We start from the raw sequence: 23178 nt of genomic DNA on the forward strand, positions 1-23178 counted from the left end.
TTTTTATATACATGTAGATGTATCCCTTTATGTAGATATGTTTCTTATTGATTCTTCCGGTAACTGACCACTGCCCAACTATTAAACACAACTGCAAAAAACAGCAATATCCCCAACTGTGGCAATAAGTCAAAGAAACCGCTCCCTTTGAGATACACCATTCGCATCACTTCCATAAAATAACGCAAAGGATTGAGCCTGGTAATCCATTGTGCCCACTCCGGCATACTGCTAATCGGCGTAAACAGCCCGCTCATCAATATCAAAATCAACATACAGAACCACATAACGAACATCGACTGCTGCATTGTAGCCGAATAATTGGAAATGACAAGTCCGAAGCCGGACATCACCAATACGAAAAGAACTGCAAAGAAGTAAATCAACATAAAATGCCCGACGGGTACTATACCGTAAATCAACCATGCCAATATGAAACATAAAGTCAACACAATGAAGCCAATCAACCAATAAGGCAGTAGTTTGGCAAGAATAAAGACGAACTTCGGAACCGGTGTCACATTGATTTGTTCAATCGTCCCCACTTCTTTTTCGCTAACCACATTCAAGGCAGGCAAAAAGCCACAAATCAATGTCAGCAACATAACCATCAATGCCGGAATCATGTAAAGTTTATAGTTCAAATTCGGATTAAACAATCCCTGAGTATCAATACGGATAGAAGGAAAAGCCCCGGAAAGGGTAGCCGCTTCAGGACGTTCCGAACGCAATTCGGCAGCATAGTCATTAACTATGGAAGCTAAGTAAGAACTTCCAAGTCCCCCTTTCGTCCCATTCACGGCATTGGCAGCTATCAAGATATGAGCATCTTCACCGTTCATCCAGTCCCGTTCCAGATGCCTCGGTATCTCCATTACAATATCCGCCGTTCCGGTTTCAATATTTCGAAGCCCTTCCTCATAGGAAGCCGGCACTTCCACCAGACGGAAATAAGTGGAAGCAGCAATCTTATTCACCAGTCGCCGGGAAATAGCCGAATGGTCATTATCCACTATATTCAGTTCGATATTCTTGATTTCCAGATTTACCGCCCAAGGCATCAGCAGCATAATCATACATGGAAAAACAAGAATCAGTTTCGGCAGAAACGAATTGCGTAGCAACTGTTTAAACTCTTTTTCTATCAAGAACTTTATCATAAGTAATTCTCCATTTAGCCCATTATTATTCCAACCGATACTTGAACTTCTTGAAGCTGACTGTTATAAGCACCGTCGCCATCAACAATAAAATTCCAATCTCCTTCACTACAAATATAACCGGCACGCCTTCAATCATCAACTTTCGCACCGCCTGAATATACCAACGTGCCGGAAGTATATCCGATATCCACTGAAGTATCAATGGCATACTCTCAATAGGGAAAATCATCCCCGATAGCAGCATAGTAGGCATCATTAACATCAAGCCCGATACCAACATAGCGGCAACCTGCGTCTGCGTTACCGATGAAATCAGCAACCCCAAAGCCAAAGACACAAAGATAAACAACAGAGACACCGTTATCAGCCAAAACAAACTTCCCACCACCGGGACATCCAGCACAAAGACTGAAAGTAACAGAATAGTTATCAGATTGACAAACGACAACACAAAATAAGGCACAGCCTTTGCCAAAATAATAAATAACGGTTTTACCGGCGAAACCAACAATACTTCCATTGTCCCTGTTTCTTTCTCGCGAACGATGGAAATAGAGGTCATCATGGCACAAATCAACATCAGAATCAACCCCATCACTCCCGGTACAAAATTATAAGCACTTTTCATCTGAGGATTGTACAGCAGCTTTACGTCGGGAGTCAGACTGGCAGCCGATACATTCGGCGGCAGCATCTCCTGCCCTGCCATAGAGACAATTCCAGTCGCATAATTAACTTGAGAAGTCGACATATTCGGATCCGTCGCATCAACAATCAACTGTACACGAGCATCGCCCGCATAAAGCCCGTCCATAAAACGTTCGCCAAAAACAACCGCCATGTCAATCTCACTTTTCAGAAAAGCAGCTTCCATCTCTTGAGGTGAATGAAAACGGGCAGTAACCGTGAAATACTCACTGGCATCCAAACGATCAATGATCTTCCGTGTCACCACATCATTAGAAGGATCGAGCACAGCCAGGCGTACATTTTTCACTTCCGTACTGATGGCAAATCCGAACAGAATAATCTGCACAACGGGCATCCCCAACAGAATCAGCATCGTCCGCCTGTCACGGAAAATATAGTAAAACTCTTTCTTTACAAAAGCAATAAACTGTCTCATAATCAATCTGCTTTGCGCACCGCACTGCGGGCTAATTTTTGGAAAACATCATCCATCGTTTCCACTCCGAATTGCTTTTTCAGACGGGCAGGCGTGTCAAGAGCCTTAATTTGTCCGTCCACCATGATAGAAATCCGGTTACAATATTCCGCTTCGTCCATATAGTGTGTGGTCACAAATACCGTGATTCCCCGGTCGGCAGCCTGATAAATCAATTCCCAAAACTGTCTTCGCGTGGCTGGATCCACCCCACCGGTCGGCTCATCCAGAAAAACGATTCTCGGCTCGTGGAAGATTGAAACCGAAAATGCCAGTTTCTGCTTCCAGCCTAAAGGAAGGCTTTTCACCAAAGTATCCCGCTCGGCAGAAAAACCCAGACGCTCCAGCAATTCCTCAGTCTTCCGTTCTATTTCCTGTTCTTCTATTCCATAGATTCCGGCAAACAGGCGAATATTCTCCCATACCTTCAAGTCTTCGTATAGAGAAAACTTCTGGCTCATGTATCCGATATGTTTCTTTACCTGCTCCGCCTCTCGGAAAATATCATATCCCGCTACCCTTCCCACCCCCGATGTCGGCCGGCTCAGTCCGCAAAGCATCCGCATAGCTGTCGTCTTTCCTGCACCGTTAGCACCCAGAAAGCCAAAGATTTCTCCCCGGTTCACTTGAAAGGAGATATGATCTACTGCGGTAAAACTTCCAAAACATTTAGTCAACTGCTCCACTTCAATCACAGGCGTCCTCTCATGCCGTACTTCATCCCGTTCCAATGAAGGCGGACAAAGAATAGAAGCAAATTGTTGCAGAATACGTTCAGGTGTATCGATGCCATGAATTTGTCCATGATTGATAAAAGCAATCCTGTCGCATTGGCGGGCTTCGTCCATAATAGGAGTCGAAACAATAATCGTAATCCCCTGCTGCCTTAAATTCCTGAGCATTTGCCAAAACTCTTTGCGCGACACAGGATCCACACCCGTAGTCGGCTCGTCCAGAAATAAAATATCCGGTTTATGAATTAACGCGCAACTCAATGCCAGTTTCTGCTTCATACCACCCGACAAGGCTCCTGCCCTTCTCTTTTTGAACGGTTCTATCTGCTGATAGATATCCTTAATCAAATCATAATTTTCCCGGATTGTCGTATGGAATACCGTAGCAAAAAACTCCAGATTCTCTTCCACCGAGAGGTCTTGATAAAGCGAAAAGCGACCGGGCATATATCCTACCCTCGTGCGAATCTGTTTATAGTCCGAAGTTACATCTAATCCGCCGATAGCCGCCACACCCTTATCAGCAAGCAATAGAGTAGTCAGAATACGGAATAAGGTACTCTTTCCCGCACCATCGGGGCCAATCAGCCCGAAAATCTCTCCCTGCTCTACCGCAAAAGAAACTCCTTTCAGCGCTTCCACCTTTCCATAGCTTTTGCTGATTTCTTCCGCAACCACTATGGGTTCTCTTCCATCTGCCACTTTCATCTAAATTCTCCGTTTTCAGTTTCCAACCTTCATTTTTACTCCACCATACATACCTATCTTCAGTTCTCCGTCATTTTTCACAGCTATTTTCACTGCATATACTAAATTAGCGCGTTCATTTTTTGTCAGGATAGTTTTAGGAGTAAATTCCGAACGGTCGGAAATCCATGTAATCACGCCCGGATAGGCTTTCTGCTCCGAATTTCCATAATCGGCATAGACAGTCACCTTATCTCCCAGTTTCACTTGTGACAACTGTTCGGAAGTTATATAAGCCCGCAGGTACATTCCGTCAGTTTCTGCCACTTTAAATAATGGTCTGCCGACAGATGCCAGTTCACCGGCTTCCGCATATTTTGCCAGTACCGTACCTTCAATAGGTGACTGGATATGGCATTTGTCTAACTGGTCTTCCACCTGTGCCACCTGTATGGCTACCGAATTTCCCTGTTCCGTCAGACTATTCGTACTGTTCAGCAATGATGATTCCTGGGCAACAAGCTGCCTCTCGAGCAATTTGACTTGTGCATCCCAGTCGTCCAACTGCTTCTGATTCGCCGCACCCGCAGCAAGCAAGTTCTCTACCCGTTTCTTTTCACGTTCGGCCGTAGCAATCTGCTGTTTGGTAGCAGCAATCTGTTTGGCAAGGTCAGGACGCTGGCTTTCCACGGATTTCATACTAGCTTCCAGTTGCAGCTTCTTCAGATATAACTGCACGGTATCGACCAAACCAACTTCTTCACCCGCCTTTAATCTTGTACCTTCTTCTACATCCAACTTTAGCAATTTTCCGGCAGCTTCGGCAGAGACGATGACTTCCGTAGCTTCAAACGTACCGGTTGCGTCATAATCAGGTGTCCCGTTTCCGCAGGCAGACAACATTACCAATGCCATCCCCCACATTCCTATCTTTGTTATTCCTTTCATATCCTGAGAAGTTTTTTAATAATTCGTTGTATATTTCAATTGATAAATGCCCATCAACCGTTGAATCTCATGCAGGGCTTTCGACTGATGCGCCAAGCTCTCATTGGTCAGTTCCCGAAGCATCTCGGTCACGGTCAATGTTCCATTAGCCACCTTTGCCTCTGCCGCTTTTCGAATATTAGTACGCAGACGGATAATCTCATCATCATCCTGCATCTGCTTCTCCAACGAACGAATCGCCTGATCCTGTTGCGTCATTTGCAACCGCGTATTGAAAAGAAACACATCCCGGTTATTGTCCAACTGCCGGCGTTTATTCTCAATCACCCGCCGGTCGTTTTTCAACGTATACAGACTACCGAAATTCCACGAAAAGCGGACACCTGCCATATAATAAGGAGAGAATTCATTTTTCAGCATGTTCAGCCCCGGATTTCCATAAGCTCCTTGTACAAACAATCCGAATTGCGGAAGATGACGTACATTAAGTGCCTTTTCCTGAACTTGCAACCCGGCTCCTTGCGCATCAAACAAGGATAATTCCGGCCGACGTATCTCACTAACAGCAGAAACTTCATTCTGAGGGACGGGTTTCTCCAATGTAGTGTTTTGAGATAACTCTTCCCCTACCAGCAACGAAAGCATTTTCAAATAAGCAGCACGTGACGAAACAAGGTCTACCCTCTTCTGGCGGGTATTCAACTGCTCTACTTTCACAGCATCCAAATCCGCCTGATTGGCTATTCCATTTTCCACATAAGCGGTGATCTGACGGTAATTCCGTTCCAGTTCATCCTGCAACAATACATTCTGTCGCAATTGCTCATCCAACAACAAAATTCCGAAATACAAATCATTCACCCGACCGTTCAGTGCATACATATCCACATTCAGGCTTTCTTTCTCTATCTCAGCTTCCGCCATTGTATGTTTCTTCTGCATCCGGATTCCGCCACCATCCCAAATTTTCTGTTGCAACTCCAACATTACCTGATACTGGTCTTTGGGTAATCCTTTTATATCTACTCCGGGAAGTTTCACCGGAATCTCCGTCACTTCGCTCTGATAAGTAGCTTTAGCCGAAAGAGCCAACTGAGGCAAATATCCTTTGGCCGCATTTGCCAAACTATATTCCTTTGTTTTCTCCACCAAACTATATTGATGTACCAACGGATAATTATCCTGCGCCTTCCGTTGACATTCTTCTAACGTAACTTGCGCATACATACCCAATACAAACAATAAAAAGGAGAAACTGAAAACTATTCTTTTCATACGCATCATTTTCTATTAATTCTTCGAAAGACAAAGATAGGTGTTTCAGAGATACAGTCACATTCTGATAGTCAGCAAATATGTCCCAATAGTTCGATAAAGCAAAAGGAAGAAAGGTCATTTGGAGCTTTTTATTATCTTTGCCGGAAAAATAAAGAAAAAAAATGGAGAAGAAAACACCTTTGAATATAGGATTGGAAATATTAGGGAATCTGGATATCGTCCGGCATAATGAGTTCCGTTTTATATCACCGCATTTCGGATTTGTACACAGCTTTGCAAAATTAGAATCGAGTCTTGTCACATTAGATCAGCCATACCGAATCAAAGAAGGACGTGTTGCGATTATCAAACAGGGGTATGCACGGGTACTAATTAACCTGATAGAACAAACTTTCCAGCCAGACAAGATGTTGCTAATAGTTCCCAATTCTATTCTTCAGCTCATCGAGGTATCTCCTGATTTTGATATGCAAATGGTGGCAATGGATTCTGAATTTCTTCCTATAATCGGAAAGGATGATTTCTTTACCCATCTCTCACAATTACAGAAAAATATTATATTATCCCTGACACCGCAGGAAAGCCAGCAATTTAAAAGTTATTTTGACCTCATGTGGAATATATTACAAGAATCGTTCTTCCGCCGGGAAGTCATTCAGCATTTACTGGTCAGCCTCTTATATAATATAGAATACCTTGCCAATAACAACCAGAAAACACAAAACTACCAAACACGCCAGGAAGAAATCTTCCAGCGTTTCATCTCTTTGGTCAATACTTATAGTAAGAAAGAGCGTAACGTTGTTTTTTATGCAAACAAACTATGTCTCACTCCACGCTATCTCAATACGGTCGTCCGACAAGCCAGCCAACAAACAGTAATGGACTGGATAAACCAGTCCATTATACTAGAAGCTAAAGTATTGCTAAAGCATAGCAACCTGCTTGTTTATCAAATTTCTGATGAGTTAAATTTCCCTAACCCTTCTTTTTTCTGCAAGTTTTTCAAACGGATAACAGGGATAACACCACGTGAATATCAGAACCCGGAATAGCTCTTATTTTGAGAATTCTTTAATCCTCTGTTCTTCTTCCAGTTTACAAATCAACAACGTATTATCTTTCTCGGCAATGATATATCCGTCCAGTCCTTGAACCACCACCCGCTTTTCTTCGCTGGCGTGTACAATACAGTTTTTACTGTCATACAGGCGAATATCTGTTCCTACCGTAGCATTTCCCGATTTGTCCTGTGGTAACAGTCCACGCAAAGCACCCCATGTACCCAAATCTGACCAACCGAATGATGCAGGCAGTACATAGATTTCCTGCGCTTTCTCCATCACCGCGTAGTCAATAGAAATGCTTTCGCAAGTCGGGAACAGCTTCTTTATCGTTTCGCTTTCTTTCTCCGTGTAGAAATCCGGGAAGATACGGTCGAAAATCTGTGCAATACCCGGAGCATATACACGCATCACCGAGGTTATGGTACGTACATTCCACACAAAGATTCCGGCATTCCAGAAGTAATTTCCTTCTGCCAAGTACCTCTCAGCAGTTTCCTTATCCGGTTTTTCCTTGAATGCATCTACTGTGAAAATCTCCTTATCCGTCATTATCTGATCTCCGGCAGCAATATACCCATATCCGGTTTCCGGACGGGTCGGTCTGATACCTAGGGTAACAATAGCGCTACTATCATTCGTAAAACGAAGTGCCTTCTCTACTACCCGACGAAATTCTCCCGTATCGATAACCAATGCATCCGAAGGAGTCACTACGATATTCGCATTCGGGTGTTTTTTTTTGATCTTCCAGCAGGCATAAGCTATGCAGGGTGCCGTGTTACGTGCGCAAGGCTCTGCCAAAATATTACTCTCCGGCATCTCTGGCAACTGCTCCCGAACAATATTTATATATTTCTCGGAAGTAACCACCCACATATTTTCCTTCGGGCAAACACCGTCAAAACGATCGGCAGTCAACTGAATCAGCGACCGTCCGCATCCCATTACATCAATAAATTGTTTTGGACATTCCGGTGTACTCATCGGCCAAAAACGGCTGCCAATGCCACCAGCCATTATTACGACATGATTATCCATACCTGTTATTCTCCAATTTTTAAATAATTGCGCAAGTTACTCCAAAATGCCCAATTCCGCAAGGAAAACAAAAGAAACTAATTAAAACACTTGTAACACATGGTGTTTTCTTAGTCCTAAAGCATAGCTTTAGAGGTAGTAAAGCTATGCTTTAGCCTTCGTAAAGCACCGCTTTATGTTTTACTCTTATTCGTATTTCGTTTTCCACCTTTGCTTGTTATAAAAAAAATATATCAACGATCTTCGCAGACAGTTGATATAAAAGGAAATCACACCGGCTTTTACGCCGACATGAGGGCGTGGACCAGGAACATACCGCTGTACGTTTCCTGACCTACAAAATGTAGGGTTCTTCATGTGTGTAGCATGAAGTTAGGGACCTACATATTTCATCTCACTTGGGGTCAAACAGCATAAGTAATAAACTACGCTATTTTTTCTTTATTCTTTATCATTATATTGTTCTCCATATCCATAACCGTAACGTTTGGCATAGCCATAATATTTACCATACTTACCGTACCCATAATAGTAGCCATATTTTTTCTTATTCATATCCAGTCCATTGATGACTGTACAAATATTAGGTAGTTTATCTCCTTCAGCCAACTCATTAATTAGTGTATATTCAGCTTTATGGGTGTAGTCCGCACGACATACATAAACAGACAAATCAGCCACACGTCCTATCAGCAATGTATCTGTTACCATACCGACAGGAGCAGTATCCAATATTACATAATCAAAATTTTGGCGCAGAAGTTCAATCGCTTTTTCCAAAGCATCACGTGCAAGCAATTCAGTCGGATTGGGCGGCACTGTTCCGCCAGGTAAAATAAACAAGTTCTTATTTATATCAGACTGCTGCACCAAATCCATTAAGTTTGTAGTAGTATTAGTTAGATATTGAGTTATTCCATGTTCTTTTTTAGGAATATTGAATACCTTATTTAATCCCGGCTTACGAATATCAAGTCCCACAATCACAACTGTTTTTCCTAACAAAGAAAGACTGATTGCAAGATTTCCCGATACAAAGGATTTACCTTCACCACTAATAGTCGAAGTTACCAAAATCACGTTCTTACCATTTTCGAGCATAAACTGAAGATTAGTACGAATGCTCCGGAAGGTTTCACTCATTAGATTATTCTTATTCTCAAACACAGCAATAGAGCCTTGTTTTTCAGAAGTTAGAGGAATATCACCAACAATTGGGAGTGAAGTCAACCTTTCCACATCAGCTCTACCTTCAATCTTTAATTTTGTCAGTCCAATCAAATAAATAATACCGACAGGAAATCCCACACCGGCTATTAAAGCAGCCAAATAGATTATCATCCTTTTAGGAGAAACCGGATTATCGTCCGCTAATGCTTCATCAATAATTTTCGCATTATTTGCAGTAGCTGCCAAAGTTATTGCATTCTCCTCACGTTTCTGAAGTAACATCAGATAGAGTCCGGCTTTGATTTCCTGTTGACGGGCTATACTGACGAACTGACGCTCCTGAGTCGGCGCATCACTGATACGACGGGAGTAACGGTTCGCTTCACGAGCCAAATCATCCTTCGTAATCTGCAAGCCTTTTATTGTAGCATCCAATGTGGCCTGCACATTGCTTCGCATTGCCCGAATACTGGTATCCAAATTTACAATAGTCGGGTTATTTTCCGTCGATGTGCGTAGCAAACGTTTTCTTTCCACCAACATCTCATTATATCGATCTATTGCTCCAGCTAACGCTGCATCCTGCAATCCGACATTGCTTGGCAAAACCTCATATTCATTACCTTTCATATAACGATATAAGTCCATTACCAAATTAATCTGCGTCTGATTCTCTACACGTTTTTTCTCATATTCAGCATTCCCAGTCAATGCTATCTGAGCTTCACTTGTCAAGTCAGTAATACCGGCACTACGCTTAAAATTCTCCAAATCTTGTTCTGTACTACCCAGTTCTTTCGAAATAATCCCAATGCGTTCGTTAATAAACTCTGCTGTTTTCTGGGCTACCTCATTTTTATCATTGTTGGCATTGATATTGTACATCGCCAGCAACTGATTAATAAAATCCGTACCACGCCGAGTATTCGAGTTTTTCAATGAAACAGTAGCTACAGAAGTCGTTTTTGACGTAGGAGCAATTGACAAAGCACTAGTATATCCTTTAGCCACAGATAGTGGCCTATTTATAAAAGCCGTAATATGCCGTTCTTCACTTTCTTCTTCAGGCTGAATAACCGCTAACGTATCCTTATTTTCAAAAAAAGCCACAGTTCCCTCATCCGTAGGAAATACTGCCGGCAATTTATCAAATTGCTTATTATATTCTTTATCACCTACTATAATTTGTACATTCATAGCTCCTGTTGATAGTAAAGTCATTCCCACCTCCATTGTTTTGGGAAGTTTCTCTGCTTCCTGCGGTGTCAAACTTACCAGTACAGGAGAAGTTCGATATAGCTCCTTTGCAGGAAATGCATCACCATCTCTGTAAGTCACATACAAATTCAACTGATTCACCACCTCACGAGCTAATGATTTAGAGCGTAATACCTCTATTTCATTATCCACATTCTTTGATGAAGACATGAAACCATCAAGTCCCATTTTCTCTAATTCCGAGCCCATGCTTGCTCCTCCACCTTTCTCGTCATCCTTTATTAATACAGTAGCAGAGATATTATAAATCGGAGTAGTTGTAAACAAATAAACCCATGCACCAATCATACAGATAACGACCGAAACGATAAACCACGGCCAATGAATCAAATAGCGGAAAATAATTTGCTGAATATTAATTTGTTCTTCGTCCGCTTGGTTAGCTCTTTCCTTTCTTTCCTCAATCATATATTTTGTTATTTCAAAATTGTTACTAACAGGCTTGCTAATGATACCAATATAGAAGTAGCCGAGAACCAAAGGCTTGTGCTGTTACCAATATCCGAATTGCGTGCCTTCGCTTTATTCGGAGTCACATAGAGTATGTCATTTTGTTGCAGCCAATAATAAGGGGATAAAATAGTTTCAGCTTTATTGAGATCAAGTGTTATAATCTGTTGTTTACCATTGTTATCTTCACGAATCAACTTTACATTGTCACGAAGTCCATATACTGTCATATCTCCTGCCATTGCCAAAGCTTCCAATAAATTAACCTTTTCGTTATTGATAGTGAATGTCCCCGGACGGGCAACCTCGCCAATGACAGAAATCTTGTAATTCACCATGCGTACTGTAACAATCGGAATCTCCTTTATATAAGGCTTCAGTTTTTCTACAATCATTTGCTCTGCCTGTTTCTTCGTCAATCCGCCTAACTTCAGTTCTCCTAATACAGGGAAATCAATAGTACCTTCGTTACTCACCAAATAAGTTTGTAACGTGGGCTGAGCTGTTGTATATTTACTCATTTCATTAACATTTACCTGACTTGCAATAGTAAGATTAAATGGCATAGCCAATTCCGGACTAGTACATGATACAACAATAGTCAACAAATCTTTTGGCATAATCTTCGCATCATACATTTTCTCCTGTTGTGTAGTCTGCTCTATGACCTCGACATCCTGCAGATATGGTACTTTTTTATACGATTGACATGCAACCAAAAGAAAAGTCAACATCAACCAAAATAATTGTTTATTTAATCTATTCATAAATTTATTGTATTTAAAATGTTAAATCTTGCCCATTCTCACCAACTGAAGAAAGCGTATCAAATGAATCTGACGCTTTATTCGCGACGGCTGTTTCACTAATCGATATGCAAACTCTAAATTATGATCTATCCACCATTTGGGCGCACGTTTCACATTTCCCGTATACACGTCGAAACTTCCTCCCAGCCCTTGATAAATAGCTATGTGTTGTTGAAACATTTCCTCCATAAGCAACTCTTGTTTTGGAGAGCCCATAGCTACAAACACCACATCCGGCTTCCTTGTCACAATATCAGCAATCAATGCTTGCTTTTCCGTCTCTGTCTTGATATAACCATTTCGATAGTTGGCAATATTAATACCTGGAAATTCCTTCTGCAACTTCTCTACCGTACTTTCAATCACGTCCTGCCTACCACCGACTAAATAAAAACTTTTTCTCTCTTCATATAAAGAAGCTATTATCTTCAGCCAGAGTTCACACCCCGGAATTTTAACAACATCCTTATATCCATGTTGTTTCAAAGCCATCACAGCGCCAATACCATCACAGTAACCAATATTTCGATTGATGATATCCCGTGTCTGATTTGTAGCATGCAGAATCTTTTCAGCATTGATAGCTACCAAAATACCTTTACGGCCTTTCACATATTCCAATAGTTCTGAAAAAGCCTTGAAGGGATGTACTTTTACACCATTCAATATTACTCTTTTGTCTTGCATAGCGATAATATATAATAACTTAAAGCATTAAACATAAATGCATTACTCCAACGCATATAAGAAATCTTCGAGCTTATTCCTTTTTTAAGTTGATAATAGAAATATCCTTTTTTATCTTGCATATTCTTTATTGTCCAATTCAGCACTTTCTCAGCCATTTCCTGATTTTCATTAAACTTATGCAATCTATGTAAAGTAATAAACAACTGCCCCGGACAATGAATATCTATCGGATACATTTGATTATGGTAATACTTAGGAGTACCATCCTCTTCAAAAAAATGACTGATATAAAAATTAAATCCTTTTTCAATATGCAAATGATATGCTCTATCTCCTGTCTGTTCTTCATATGCTATCAAACCATCCAGATTGTAGCCTGTATGGAAACTATCAATCCATGATTGTACGGGAAACATCCCATACACCCACGAACCATCCTCTTTCTGTGCATTACAACAAGCAATCACCGACTTTCTTGCAGCTTTCTTATACAATTCGTTTCCTGTATAATGATAACAATAGCTTAATAGCTTACTACCTAACAATGAAGCATTAAATACTGTATCGTTACCTTTGAGTGGACTATACGAGAATAAAAAACCACCATTGCAATCAACTCGGTGTAAATCATTCATAACAAAGTTTGCAGCAGAAAGTGCCACATTCAAGAACTCCTTGTTGCCTGTAACTTCATAAGCTTCCATCAATGCTGTAGCACAAAAGTTTGTTGCTACTACGGTAGGTGTATATTTAGGAAATAAAAACAATCGTCGTGCTTGCCAGTCAAAATTATATCCCCAACAAGCACCGGCGTAACCTTTCGATTGGAGTGAGATCAATAAATTTGCCAGCTCTCCGATTTGTTTCAACAACACCGCCTTTGTTCCAAACTCAATTTCCAGCTCAGGAGATTTACAAACCACTGTATATAAATTACAATATCCTTGTAGGAATAGCCCTATTCCTTTTGCATTATATTCTTTAGGAACGAATGCTACAGAACGCAAATTAATAGGGCATCTTTTAAATCCCTGAATGATGATTAATCTGCATAAAGCAGACTTCTTTAAAAGAGGAAATGCATGAAAAAGTTTCGAATTCAATCCATCATAAGGATCCCATCCCTTAAAGTGCTGTGATTCACAGTACAATTTAAGTTTCAGTAATATTTTAGTAGTAGTATTACTTAATGTCATTTTTATATATTTCCGTTATTGTTTGATATTTAAAACCATCGTTTGTTTCAGACAATAAATACTTAAATCCTCCACTTGATACAAAACTTTTAGGATGACCAACGAGTACGAATATATTTCTATCTTGTAAAGCTATTAACGACAAAAATTTTCTATGCATTATAGAAGAAAAAAGGCAATAGTCCCAAGTTTGATATTCCCTTTCAAAAAAATATTTAATCTTATCAAGTTTTCCTTTATGAATTCCGTTTGTTTTTGCTTCAAAAGCATCTTTTGCCGACTTTCGATTCTGAAATAACGATTTCATTCTCTCCATTGAAATATATTTAGTCCAACGGACCATTGGAAAAGCAACAATTGGTAACTCCCATATCTCTTTATTTCCTCTTTGTTCTAACATATTCCCCACTTGCCAATATTCTAAATCTATTGGTATATTTGAATAATCATAATTTGAAAGAATTCCTGCTTCCTTCCCTCCAGGATATATAGACGAATCAATCACCAACCCAGCTTGCTCCATTGCATTTACAATATTCTCAGAAGGTTGAATATTATATCCACCAGCACGCAAAGCAATACATTCGTACGTCGGATCAACCTGTTGAATCAACTCTTCAATAATAGCTTTACCTTTCTTTAAGAGATTTACCAAAGAATATTCTCCATCACGTTCATAACTACCCAATCGCCATTCTTTCAAATTAACATTCCATTTATTTTTATCCCAATAAGCATCTACCCATTGAGGATGAAGATGTAGTTGTATATCATGTCCAGCCTTATAAGCATCTAATAATTGTTGTTCAATTGCTTCAATAGGATTCTCCTTATATCCCATTGTATTACCTTTAGCCCATTCATCTTTTAATTTCCAGTATTCTATTACCTCAAAAAAGAAAGTAAAATGTACATCATACAGATTCGCAATATCCAACAAATGTTTAGTCGGTTCAATCATGTGTTGGAAAATATTTCCAGAGCCATTACCATATAACTCATAATCAAGAGTAAGAAGAAATACCTTCATTTTTTAAGTCGAGTAATATTTTGTTCATACTTAATCTTCACCTCATTATAAAGATCTGTGTTGTCCACCACATATATAAAAGAAAAACCAAAATCTACTCTTTTGTAAGTTTTGCAATGAAGTGATGCAACATAATCTCCTGGACTAATTGCTGAATTCATTAATTTACTATTGTGAATATATGTTTTCACATCTTTCTCTTCTCCATTCTCCAACCTTACTTTCAATAAAAACTTATCAGACAAATACCACTCTGCTTTATCTTTTGATAATACATCTTCTAACGCATGAAAAGCTGGAATATTCTTTACGCCCAATCCTAAAGACTTACACTCCTCTTTTAATAATTTTCCATAAGGAGAATCCCAATAAAATGGGGTTTGGCTATTTTCATGTCCTCCTGCAAAAATTTGGGCATTCTTGCCCCACACACAAACTGCTTTTGTTGGATGAATACTTTTATAAACATCTGGCATTTTAGAAAAAACATTAGTTAAAATTCCCATACCTGACTTAGTGTTCTTCATATCAAATATATGATTACCTTTCGCCCATTCATCAGAATTCATCGGGGGGTAATAAGCCATCATTATCACACCATTTTTGGTAACAATCGATTGAAGTAGTTCTATTACTTCTTGAGGAGAATATTTTGCGTTCAAATTACCGAATCCTGAAGATACTATGATTTTATCCCCAGATTGTAAGCCCAAATCATTTACTAATATCCCCTTCAACTCATCGAGAGATGTTTGAGGGACATCACCTTTCATCCGTTCCTTAAGATGGCGTTTTAATCTTTTCAAATGGCTCCTCAACTCTGGAGATAAAACTCCTTTCAAAAAAGACTTTATATTTACCATCACTGTTAATTACTTATTTTATTAATCAAGACTTTAACGCGTGCATCCCATGAAATCTCATTTTCAGCAATGCTCCTATTATATTTTCCCATTTCGGATAATTTATAATTCTTATTTAGTATGGATTTTAACTTTTCACAAATATCCTGTTCATCATCACGGTTTACTTTAATAAATCCTTTCTCATGTAATTCAACAAATGATATTAAATCCCCATATGGATCAATCATTACAGGTCGTCCATAACTCAAATAATCACCTAATTTATTAGGCCAACCCATAGCACCTATCAGTAAGTTTTTACGCATTAATAAGAATACATCGACCTCACTTATTTCATTCTGTCCTTTTATAACATCAATCCAGCCACACTCAATTATAATATTTCTCAATCCATATTTATCTATAATTGAATCTGAAACTTTTTTCCCGAACAATAAAATCTTAAAATTTGAAGGATAAAAATGCTTTATACATAAAAGTATTGGCAAAATACCTTTAAATTCCTCATCATCAATTCCTATATAGCCAAACCTTATTATCCTATTTAAAGAATCAGGCAATTCTTTAAACGAGATTTTATCTGGTAAAGAACCGCCAGGAACCAATATAATTTTCTCCGGCATTATTCTCATTTCCTCAATAACATAACTTCTCATTATTTCAGACAATACCAATACATAATCAGATGTTTGTCTAAAATATGATATTGCCCACAAAAAATATTTTCCAAATAGGATTTTATACAAATAGGATTTCGAATCATAATATCCACCCCTCCCTAACAAATCACCATATTCTGATAAATACTTAGATTTATATATAAACTGGTTTATTTTACATGGCCAACCTGAACAAGGAGTCTCTCCACAGTCCGAATACACCAAATCATATTTATGGAATAAAGCATATAACGCTCTCATCATAAAATTTAAGGTAAAAAGTCCCATAGGCAATTTTCTTATACGATAAGGGATTATAGCATTATAGCAGATAATCGTAACTCCGTCAATATATCTTTTATGCCATAATTTCAGACTTCTCCTTTTTTCAGAAACCAATAAAACAACCTCCAATCCATTATGTGCTAAAGCTCGTGCTAATGGGAAAGTTCTTCCCCAACGTATACCTTCATAATCAGAAGAGCTTATACATAAAATACTTTTATTCATCCTATTTTAATAAATCAATGTCTTGAAAAGGAATGTATGGTCCCTTTTTTATTTCTAAAATTAAGGTATCAGATTCCAAGACTCTGAGTGAATGCCATTCACCAGGCATTATTTCACAAATAATATTGCCACTTTCGCTACTCATCAGATGACGTTCGACAATTGTTTTATTGTCATCATATCGTAAAACTTCTATTGCCCCCTGTAACAAAACAAATGTTTCTTTCTTAGATGGGTGCAGATGACGATGAATAGGCATAATAGTTTCAGGCTGCAAAGAGTTTAAAAGTTTATGAATATCTTCATCTAAAGATTCATGAATGTTATAATTCATACGTAATCGTTCTGATACTCTCGCTTGCTTATGTACTTCTGCAACAATAGATTTTCCAATTATTTTCATTACAAATCCATTTTATTAAATATCCTTTATTTTCAATATTTTCGCCAAACCATCTTATCAACCACTCCCGTATAGCTCTGAATTAGATTTACGACTTTGGTGGAAACATTCTCTTCTACATAATCCGGCACAGGAAGACCATAATCACCATTTGCATTCATCGTGATAGCCATATCTACAGCCTGTAACAACGACTCTGAATCAATTCCGGCTAAGACAAAGCAAGCTTTATCCAATGCCTCGGGGCGTTCCGTGCTTGTACGGATACACACTGCAGGAAACGGACGCTTTATAGAAACAAAGAAAGAACTCTCTTCAGGTAATGTGCCACTGTCGGAAATCACAGCAGCAGCATTCATTTGAAGGCAATTATAATCGTGAAAACCAAGAGGCTCATGCTGTATGACAGATGCATTCAGTTTAAATCCGCTCTGTTCCAAACGTTTTTTTGAACGAGGATGACAAGAATAAAGAATTGGCATATTATACTTCTCTGCAATAGCATTGATAGCATTGAATAAAGAAAGAAAATTTTTCTCCGTGTCAATATTCTCTTCACGATGAGCGGAAAGCAGCATATATTGTTTTTTCTCCAATCCCAAACGTTCCAATATATCTGATGCTTCAATGTCGTGCAAATTAGCATGAATTACTTCTGCCATAGGTGAACCTGTCACATAAGTACGCTCTTTGGGAAGCCCATTCTCATCTAAATAGCGACGTGCATGTTCACTATAACACATATTGACATCTGAAATAATATCCACAATACGGCGGTTCGTTTCTTCCGGCAAACACTCATCTTTACAGCGATTGCCCGCTTCCATATGAAAAATCGGAATATGAAGACGTTTGGCAGATATAGCAGATAAACAAGAATTTGTATCACCTAAGATTAACAATGCATCCGGACGTATCTGTGCCATCAATTTGTAACTATAATTAATTATATTACCCACCGTTGCCCCTAAATCATCTCCTACAGTGTCCATGTACACCTCTGGATCTTTCAATTTCAAATCCTTGAAGAAAACACCATTTAAATTATAATCATAATTCTGACCGGTATGTGCTAAAATACAGTCAAAATATTGACGGCATTTGTTTATCACTGCGGCAAGACGAATAATTTCAGGACGAGTTCCGGCAATAATTAAGAGTTTCAATTTCCCGTTATTCTGAAATTTGACATTTGAATAGCTCATAATCCAAACATTTTTTTTAACGCATTAATGGCCAATATGCTTATTTATGCTCTTATTCAATTATCCATTGAAAAGAACCTGTCAGCATATTGGCTAAATTAGTATATTACACTTTTTCAAAGTAAGTATCCGGATTCTGAGGATCAAAACACTCGTTACACCAAATGAATGTGACCATATCCGTATCCCCCAAATTCTCAATATTATGTGTATAGCCTGTAGGAATATCAATAACTTCCATCTTATCTCCTGAAACATAATATTCAAGAACTTGACTATCAGAATTTCTCATATCACGAAAACGAATCACTCCCTTACCACTGACGGTCAAAAACTTCTCGTTTTTTGTATGATGCCAATGTTGTCCTTTAACTATGCCCGGTTTCACTATATTAACTGAGAACTGTCCACGCTCGGGAGTACGAATAATCTCCGTAAAACTACCGCGCTCGTCAACATTCATTTTTAACGGATAACCGAATTCATCTGTTGGCAGGTAAGATAGATAAGTAGAATAGAGTTTCTTTGTGAAAGCATCGCCCATATCAGGTACACTCCAATTATTACGGCTCTCTTTAAAGCTATAGAGCAAATCGACAATAGCACCTAAAGTTATGGTATGCACCACAGGCACTACACAATAAGCACCCTCGTAATGTTCCATTCCACTTAAGGAAGCAATTAATTCATTCACCACATCATCTACATACACCAGATTCATCACCACATCAGGATCATTCATTTGAATAGGCAAACCATTGGCTATATTATTACAGAACGTAGCTACCGCACTGTTATAATTAGGACAACACCATTTGCCAAATACATTAGGAAAACGGTACACCAGTACCTTGGTTCCTGTTTCTCCGGCATAGTCGAACATCAACTGCTCTCCTGCTCTCTTCGACTCCCCATAAGGATTGTTCAGAGCAGCCTGCGACGATGATGAAATCATCACAGGGCATTTATTTCCGTATTTCTTTAACGTATCTAACAGTATAGAAGCGAAACCAAAATTTCCCTTCATAAACTCTGACTGATCTTTCGGACGATTCACTCCGGCAAGGTTAAACACAAAGTCGGCATTTCTACAATAGATATCCAACTCTGCCGGATCACTATCAATATCATATTCGAAGATTTTCAGTTCTTCACCTGATATATCATAGTTCTTAGCCTTACCACTCTGAATATTGTGCAATTGGGAAACTAAGTTTCGTCCGACGAAGCCTTTGGCACCGGTAACTAATATATTCATACTAATTTTATTGTTAAAACTCAACTTGTTTCTTATTAGAGATTATTTTCAGGAAAGAGAAATTGTGAAACTATGCAAGTTGAGTAAAAAGGCATTAATAATAAATTCACAAAATATATTTGCTTAAAAGCAAGGATAAAGTTACTCACTTCTGATTTCTTTAGCTTTAGCATGTTCTATCAATCCCAAGTCTTCTTGAATAAAACGCAAGCGCATCAATTGCTCTTTCATACCTTCCACATCAAGGCGACGAGTATTGTGGCTATGATAATCTTCAATTCGGGAAACATCTTCATTACCTTCAGTAAAGAACTTGTCATAGTTCAAATCGCGGTTATCACAAGGGATACGATAATAATCACCCATATCTATCGCTTTAGCCATTTCTTCACGAGTGACAAGCGTTTCATACAATTTCTCACCATGACGAGTTCCAATCACTTTTACTTCTGTTTCTCCATATCTTGGATCCACTTTCACATAAATCTGTTTCAAAGCTTCAGCCAATGTAGAAAGTGTCGCAGCTGGAGCTTTCTGCACGAAAAGGTCACCATTATGTCCATGAGTAAAGGCATACACAACCAAGTCTACCGCATCGTCCAACGTCATCATGAAACGAGTCATATTCGGGTCGGTGATAGTAATCGGATTACCTTCGATGATCTGTTCTACCCACAAAGGTATCACCGAGCCACGGCTTGCCATGACATTGCCGTAGCGGGTACAGCAAATAACTGTCCGTGCATCTTCACCGAGTTCACGTCCTTTTGATATAGAAACTTTCTCCATCAAAGCTTTACTAATACCCATTGCATTAATTGGATAAGCAGCCTTATCGGTAGAAAGTACCACCACATTCTTTACACCATGTTCGATAGCGGAAAGCAATACATTTTCCGTGCCCAATACATTGGTATGAGTAGCCTCCATTGGAAAAAACTCGCAACTGGGTACTTGTTTCAGAGCAGCAGCAGAAAACACATAGTCTACCCCTCGCATAGCAACATCCACAGACGCTTTATTCCGCACATTACCTATATAAAACTTCACTTTCGGATTCTGCAAACGATGACGCATATCGTCTTGCTTTTTCTCGTCACGGCTAAAGATGCGAATTTCTTTGATATCCGAGTCTAAAAAACGACGAAGAACAGCGTTTCCAAATGAACCCGTACCGCCTGTGATTAACAGGACTTTGTCTTTAAATACTGACATAATTATAACGATTTTATAAAGTTAAATATTTTATTTCCCGCCTGATAATGCGAATAGTTATTTATAATCTTTTGTTTACCAGCCTCCCCTGCCAATAGAGCCTCTTTATAGTTATCAAATATATAGCTCAATTTATCAGCAAAATCTTTCGGAGAGCCGGGCATAGCCAGATAAACCTCTTTCTTATCCACAAAATACTCTGATATCTCCCCTACATCAGTACATAAAACAGGTTTTGCTGTCATCAAATATTCACCTAATTTTGTCGGAAACCCACCGGCAGCTCTAACCGTATCCGGTTGCGATGAGACTAAAACGTCTGCTTCATTCAATATCGTTGGAACATCTACATAAGAAACATAATCGAATGTCACATAATCAGATAATTCATTAGACTTGATTATGTCTAACAGTTCATTCTTATTTGATTTTGAAGGATTACCATATAAAAAAAGATGAATGTTATATTTATTTCTTAAATAAGCCAATGATAATAATATGTTATCCACATTATCCTTCGATAATTCCATATTTCCCATATATACAATCCTAAAAGATGCAGGATGCATATTTACTCTAACAGGTAGTTTTTCAAATCTTGAAATATCCGTAATGGATGAAACTATTATCCCTTTATGGAAAGAAATGTCTTGATAATACTTCAATAAAGTATCCGTCATTGAAATATATCCTGAATAGAAATGAAGAATTAATGAATATGCATTCCGCTTCCATGCAGGAATTGCTTTTTTCAATTTACCCCGGATGGGAATAGGAAATTCATCAAATATAAACAACAACTTCGATTGAATTATTATATTGGCAAATATCATATAGCATAATATTACAAGATTATCCGAACTAATAATTATTGCATCATATTTAGATTTTCCATTATTCTTAACTAAATATTTCATTAATAGCAGCAATGACCAAAGAACTTCTAAATATCTAAAGATTTTATTCTTTGTTCTCTTACGTCGGAAGGCATATCTATATTTTACACCATCCAATTCTCCCTTGTCATCTTCCAAATTATCTATGCCTATTCCTGATGGCATATATGAAATAACTTCAATATCAGCACCCAAGGCAACCAATCCTTTTGAATAAGAAAAAATTCGTGTTGTCGCAGCCATTCCATAAGGCAATGGATAACTGCAAATAATGGCTATTTTCATAAACGGGAATAAAGAAAATCCAATAATTTCTTCGACACTGATTTGTAATCGAAATTATTCAATAAATACTCTTTCGCATTAGATGCTATATCTAATGCTTCTGAATAGTTTGAAAAAATAAAATCCAATTTACTAGCATAAGCTATGTGATTCTCTGGCTCTACGATATAAACGTGAACCCCGTCCTGAACGTATTTAGTTATTTCACCTACATCGGTTAAAATAGCCGGAACTCCGGTTGCCATATACTCGCCAAGTTTAGTAGGAAAACCACCTTCTGCTCGTTTAGAATTAGGTTGAGACGACACTAGCAAATAAGCATTCTTCAAAATAGACGGTACTTCCAAACTACTAACTCTTCCTTTAATAAATACCCTATCTGAAAGATTACATTCTTCAATAACAGATATTATTACATTATAATCTTTTGGTGAAGGAGCTCCATACAGATAAAAATCTATATCAGGATATTTATTGGCTATCATAGAAAAAGCACGTATTATATTGTCTACATTATCTTTTGACAACTCCATATTACCCATATAACACATATATTTTTTCTGAACATTGTCAGCCGCATTGATGTTAAATCTGGAAGTGTCTGTGATAGTAGGTAAAATATAATAAGGTTTATTCAGTTTGCTATTAAAAAAAACATTCAATTTTTCCGTCATGAAAATAAAAGAATCCTCATATTTTAAAATAAAATTATAGAGTCTTTTTTTCCAAGTTGGAATATCTTTCTTCAAATACACTCTTATAGGTTCCGGATATTCATCAGTAATAAAAACAGGCTTAATACCTAATATCTTAGCCCATAAAGTGAATAAGAACAGTATATCTAGGAAATCATTGCTAATTAATAAGAAATCTATTTTTTCAGCTTTATTTTCCTTCCAAATATTATAGCATGTCACTCCCCAGTAATAATACCTCCCAATAAACCTGCAAATTTTATATTTAGAATAAACACGGGTGTTGGGATATCTATAATTTATGCCTTCATAAGTTCCATAGGCAGGATAAGATGATGGATTTGTATGTAAATCCGTTGGCCTATAAATAAAAACATCTGTTTTAGCACCATGTTGATGAAGTCCTTTCATATAAGAAATAATCCTTGCTGATGCTGCCAATCCTTCAGGAAAGGAAAATGTGCAAACTACTGAAACTCTCAT

20 protein-coding genes are annotated in these 23178 nt (G+C 38.4%); 1 reads left to right on the plus strand and 19 read right to left on the minus strand.

What is annotated here, in order from left to right; translation table 11 throughout:
• Positions 1-44 precede the first annotated feature (44 nt).
• The 5 genes from BacF7301_RS20215 to BacF7301_RS20235 are packed head-to-tail and all read right to left on the minus strand — an operon-like array spanning position 45 to position 5972.
• Positions 45-1160: an ABC transporter permease gene (locus tag BacF7301_RS20215; protein WP_167965669.1), complete on the minus strand. Its 1116-nt coding sequence runs from the start codon at positions 1158-1160 to the stop codon at positions 45-47.
• Between the two features lie 25 nt (positions 1161-1185).
• The gene (locus tag BacF7301_RS20220) at positions 1186-2289 is read right to left on the minus strand and encodes an ABC transporter permease (protein WP_167965671.1); all 1104 of its coding nucleotides are present in this window, start codon (positions 2287-2289) and stop codon (positions 1186-1188) included.
• Between the two features lie 2 nt (positions 2290-2291).
• Complete coding sequence (locus tag BacF7301_RS20225; RefSeq protein ID WP_167965673.1) at positions 2292-3770, minus strand: ATP-binding cassette domain-containing protein; 1479 nt, start codon at positions 3768-3770, stop codon at positions 2292-2294.
• A gap of 15 nt (positions 3771-3785) precedes the next feature.
• Positions 3786-4697, minus strand: a complete 912-nt coding sequence (locus BacF7301_RS20230; RefSeq protein WP_167965675.1) for an HlyD family secretion protein — start codon at positions 4695-4697, stop codon at positions 3786-3788.
• Between the two features lie 15 nt (positions 4698-4712).
• On the minus strand, positions 4713-5972 hold the full coding sequence (locus BacF7301_RS20235) for a TolC family protein (protein WP_167965677.1): 1260 nt from the start codon (positions 5970-5972) through the stop codon (positions 4713-4715).
• A 164-nt stretch (positions 5973-6136) separates the two neighbouring features.
• Here BacF7301_RS20235 and BacF7301_RS20240 point away from each other — a divergent pair, with 164 nt between their 5' ends.
• Positions 6137-7030: a helix-turn-helix domain-containing protein gene (locus BacF7301_RS20240; RefSeq protein WP_167965679.1), complete on the plus strand. Its 894-nt coding sequence runs from the start codon at positions 6137-6139 to the stop codon at positions 7028-7030.
• A gap of 3 nt (positions 7031-7033) precedes the next feature.
• Here BacF7301_RS20240 and BacF7301_RS20245 read toward each other — a convergent pair whose 3' ends face one another.
• The 14 genes from BacF7301_RS20245 to BacF7301_RS20310 all read right to left on the minus strand — a co-directional run bounded on the left by BacF7301_RS20245 (position 7034) and on the right by BacF7301_RS20310 (position 23178).
• Positions 7034-8080, minus strand: coding sequence for a mannose-1-phosphate guanylyltransferase (locus tag BacF7301_RS20245; protein WP_167965681.1), 1047 nt, complete (start codon positions 8078-8080; stop codon positions 7034-7036).
• 441 nt (positions 8081-8521) lie between these two features.
• Positions 8522-10936: a GumC family protein gene (locus tag BacF7301_RS20250; RefSeq protein WP_167965683.1), complete on the minus strand. Its 2415-nt coding sequence runs from the start codon at positions 10934-10936 to the stop codon at positions 8522-8524.
• Between the two features lie 8 nt (positions 10937-10944).
• Positions 10945-11745 (minus strand): polysaccharide biosynthesis/export family protein, encoded by an 801-nt coding sequence (locus BacF7301_RS20255; RefSeq protein WP_167965685.1) that lies wholly within the window; start codon positions 11743-11745, stop codon positions 10945-10947.
• A gap of 21 nt (positions 11746-11766) precedes the next feature.
• Complete coding sequence (locus BacF7301_RS20260; RefSeq protein ID WP_167965687.1) at positions 11767-12474, minus strand: WecB/TagA/CpsF family glycosyltransferase; 708 nt, start codon at positions 12472-12474, stop codon at positions 11767-11769.
• Positions 12456-13673, minus strand: coding sequence for a glycoside hydrolase family 76 protein (locus BacF7301_RS20265; protein ID WP_167965689.1), 1218 nt, complete (start codon positions 13671-13673; stop codon positions 12456-12458). The genes BacF7301_RS20260 and BacF7301_RS20265 overlap by 19 nt, the downstream gene beginning before the upstream one ends.
• Positions 13660-14703 carry a polysaccharide deacetylase family protein gene (locus BacF7301_RS20270; protein ID WP_167965691.1) on the minus strand — a complete coding sequence of 348 codons (1044 nt, stop codon included), beginning with the start codon at positions 14701-14703 and terminating at the stop codon, positions 13660-13662. Before BacF7301_RS20270 ends, BacF7301_RS20265 begins: the two co-directional genes overlap by 14 nt.
• Entirely contained in the window at positions 14700-15566 is an 867-nt protein-coding gene (locus BacF7301_RS20275) for an AAC(3) family N-acetyltransferase (protein WP_245208493.1), read from the minus strand. The genes BacF7301_RS20270 and BacF7301_RS20275 overlap by 4 nt, the downstream gene beginning before the upstream one ends.
• A 5-nt stretch (positions 15567-15571) precedes the next feature.
• Positions 15572-16738 (minus strand): glycosyltransferase family protein, encoded by a 1167-nt coding sequence (locus BacF7301_RS20280; RefSeq protein ID WP_167965695.1) that lies wholly within the window; start codon positions 16736-16738, stop codon positions 15572-15574.
• A gap of 1 nt (position 16739) precedes the next feature.
• The gene (locus tag BacF7301_RS20285) at positions 16740-17141 is read right to left on the minus strand and encodes a WbuC family cupin fold metalloprotein (protein ID WP_167965697.1); all 402 of its coding nucleotides are present in this window, start codon (positions 17139-17141) and stop codon (positions 16740-16742) included.
• A gap of 32 nt (positions 17142-17173) precedes the next feature.
• Entirely contained in the window at positions 17174-18346 is a 1173-nt protein-coding gene (locus tag BacF7301_RS20290; RefSeq protein ID WP_167965699.1) for a UDP-N-acetyl glucosamine 2-epimerase, read from the minus strand.
• 106 nt (positions 18347-18452) lie between these two features.
• The gene (locus BacF7301_RS20295; RefSeq protein WP_167965701.1) at positions 18453-19604 is read right to left on the minus strand and encodes a capsular polysaccharide biosynthesis protein CapF; all 1152 of its coding nucleotides are present in this window, start codon (positions 19602-19604) and stop codon (positions 18453-18455) included.
• A gap of 141 nt (positions 19605-19745) precedes the next feature.
• A complete protein-coding gene (locus tag BacF7301_RS20300) occupies positions 19746-20819 on the minus strand; it encodes a polysaccharide biosynthesis protein (RefSeq protein ID WP_167965703.1) in 1074 nt (357 codons plus the stop codon).
• 2 nt (positions 20820-20821) lie between these two features.
• Positions 20822-22000 carry a glycosyltransferase gene (locus BacF7301_RS20305; RefSeq protein ID WP_167965705.1) on the minus strand — a complete coding sequence of 393 codons (1179 nt, stop codon included), beginning with the start codon at positions 21998-22000 and terminating at the stop codon, positions 20822-20824.
• Positions 21997-23178, minus strand: a complete 1182-nt coding sequence (locus BacF7301_RS20310; RefSeq protein WP_167965707.1) for a glycosyltransferase — start codon at positions 23176-23178, stop codon at positions 21997-21999. Before BacF7301_RS20310 ends, BacF7301_RS20305 begins: the two co-directional genes overlap by 4 nt.

Source organism: Bacteroides faecium, assembly GCF_012113595.1.
GTDB classification, from domain to species: domain Bacteria; phylum Bacteroidota; class Bacteroidia; order Bacteroidales; family Bacteroidaceae; genus Bacteroides; species Bacteroides faecium.

What these genes read in the sequence shown, in the direction of transcription:
- BacF7301_RS20215 (WP_167965669.1), bottom strand. Translation starts at nt 1,160, where the DNA reads ATGATAAAGTTCTTGATAGAAAAAGAGTTTAAACAGTTGCTACGCAAT.
- BacF7301_RS20220 (WP_167965671.1), bottom strand. Translation starts at nt 2,289, where the DNA reads ATGAGACAGTTTATTGCTTTTGTAAAGAAAGAGTTTTACTATATTTTC.
- BacF7301_RS20225 (WP_167965673.1), bottom strand. Translation starts at nt 3,770, where the DNA reads ATGAAAGTGGCAGATGGAAGAGAACCCATAGTGGTTGCGGAAGAAATC.
- BacF7301_RS20230 (WP_167965675.1), bottom strand. Translation starts at nt 4,697, where the DNA reads ATGAAAGGAATAACAAAGATAGGAATGTGGGGGATGGCATTGGTAATG.
- BacF7301_RS20235 (WP_167965677.1), bottom strand. Translation starts at nt 5,972, where the DNA reads ATGAAAAGAATAGTTTTCAGTTTCTCCTTTTTATTGTTTGTATTGGGT.
- BacF7301_RS20240 (WP_167965679.1), top strand. Translation starts at nt 6,137, where the DNA reads ATGGAGAAGAAAACACCTTTGAATATAGGATTGGAAATATTAGGGAAT.
- BacF7301_RS20245 (WP_167965681.1), bottom strand. Translation starts at nt 8,080, where the DNA reads ATGGATAATCATGTCGTAATAATGGCTGGTGGCATTGGCAGCCGTTTT.
- BacF7301_RS20250 (WP_167965683.1), bottom strand. Translation starts at nt 10,936, where the DNA reads ATGATTGAGGAAAGAAAGGAAAGAGCTAACCAAGCGGACGAAGAACAA.
- BacF7301_RS20255 (WP_167965685.1), bottom strand. Translation starts at nt 11,745, where the DNA reads ATGAATAGATTAAATAAACAATTATTTTGGTTGATGTTGACTTTTCTT.
- BacF7301_RS20260 (WP_167965687.1), bottom strand. Translation starts at nt 12,474, where the DNA reads ATGCAAGACAAAAGAGTAATATTGAATGGTGTAAAAGTACATCCCTTC.
- BacF7301_RS20265 (WP_167965689.1), bottom strand. Translation starts at nt 13,673, where the DNA reads ATGACATTAAGTAATACTACTACTAAAATATTACTGAAACTTAAATTG.
- BacF7301_RS20270 (WP_167965691.1), bottom strand. Translation starts at nt 14,703, where the DNA reads ATGAAGGTATTTCTTCTTACTCTTGATTATGAGTTATATGGTAATGGC.
- BacF7301_RS20275 (WP_245208493.1), bottom strand. Translation starts at nt 15,566, where the DNA reads ATGGTAAATATAAAGTCTTTTTTGAAAGGAGTTTTATCTCCAGAGTTG.
- BacF7301_RS20280 (WP_167965695.1), bottom strand. Translation starts at nt 16,738, where the DNA reads ATGAATAAAAGTATTTTATGTATAAGCTCTTCTGATTATGAAGGTATA.
- BacF7301_RS20285 (WP_167965697.1), bottom strand. Translation starts at nt 17,141, where the DNA reads ATGAAAATAATTGGAAAATCTATTGTTGCAGAAGTACATAAGCAAGCG.
- BacF7301_RS20290 (WP_167965699.1), bottom strand. Translation starts at nt 18,346, where the DNA reads ATGAGCTATTCAAATGTCAAATTTCAGAATAACGGGAAATTGAAACTC.
- BacF7301_RS20295 (WP_167965701.1), bottom strand. Translation starts at nt 19,604, where the DNA reads ATGAATATATTAGTTACCGGTGCCAAAGGCTTCGTCGGACGAAACTTA.
- BacF7301_RS20300 (WP_167965703.1), bottom strand. Translation starts at nt 20,819, where the DNA reads ATGTCAGTATTTAAAGACAAAGTCCTGTTAATCACAGGCGGTACGGGT.
- BacF7301_RS20305 (WP_167965705.1), bottom strand. Translation starts at nt 22,000, where the DNA reads ATGAAAATAGCCATTATTTGCAGTTATCCATTGCCTTATGGAATGGCT.
- BacF7301_RS20310 (WP_167965707.1), bottom strand. Translation starts at nt 23,178, where the DNA reads ATGAGAGTTTCAGTAGTTTGCACATTTTCCTTTCCTGAAGGATTGGCA.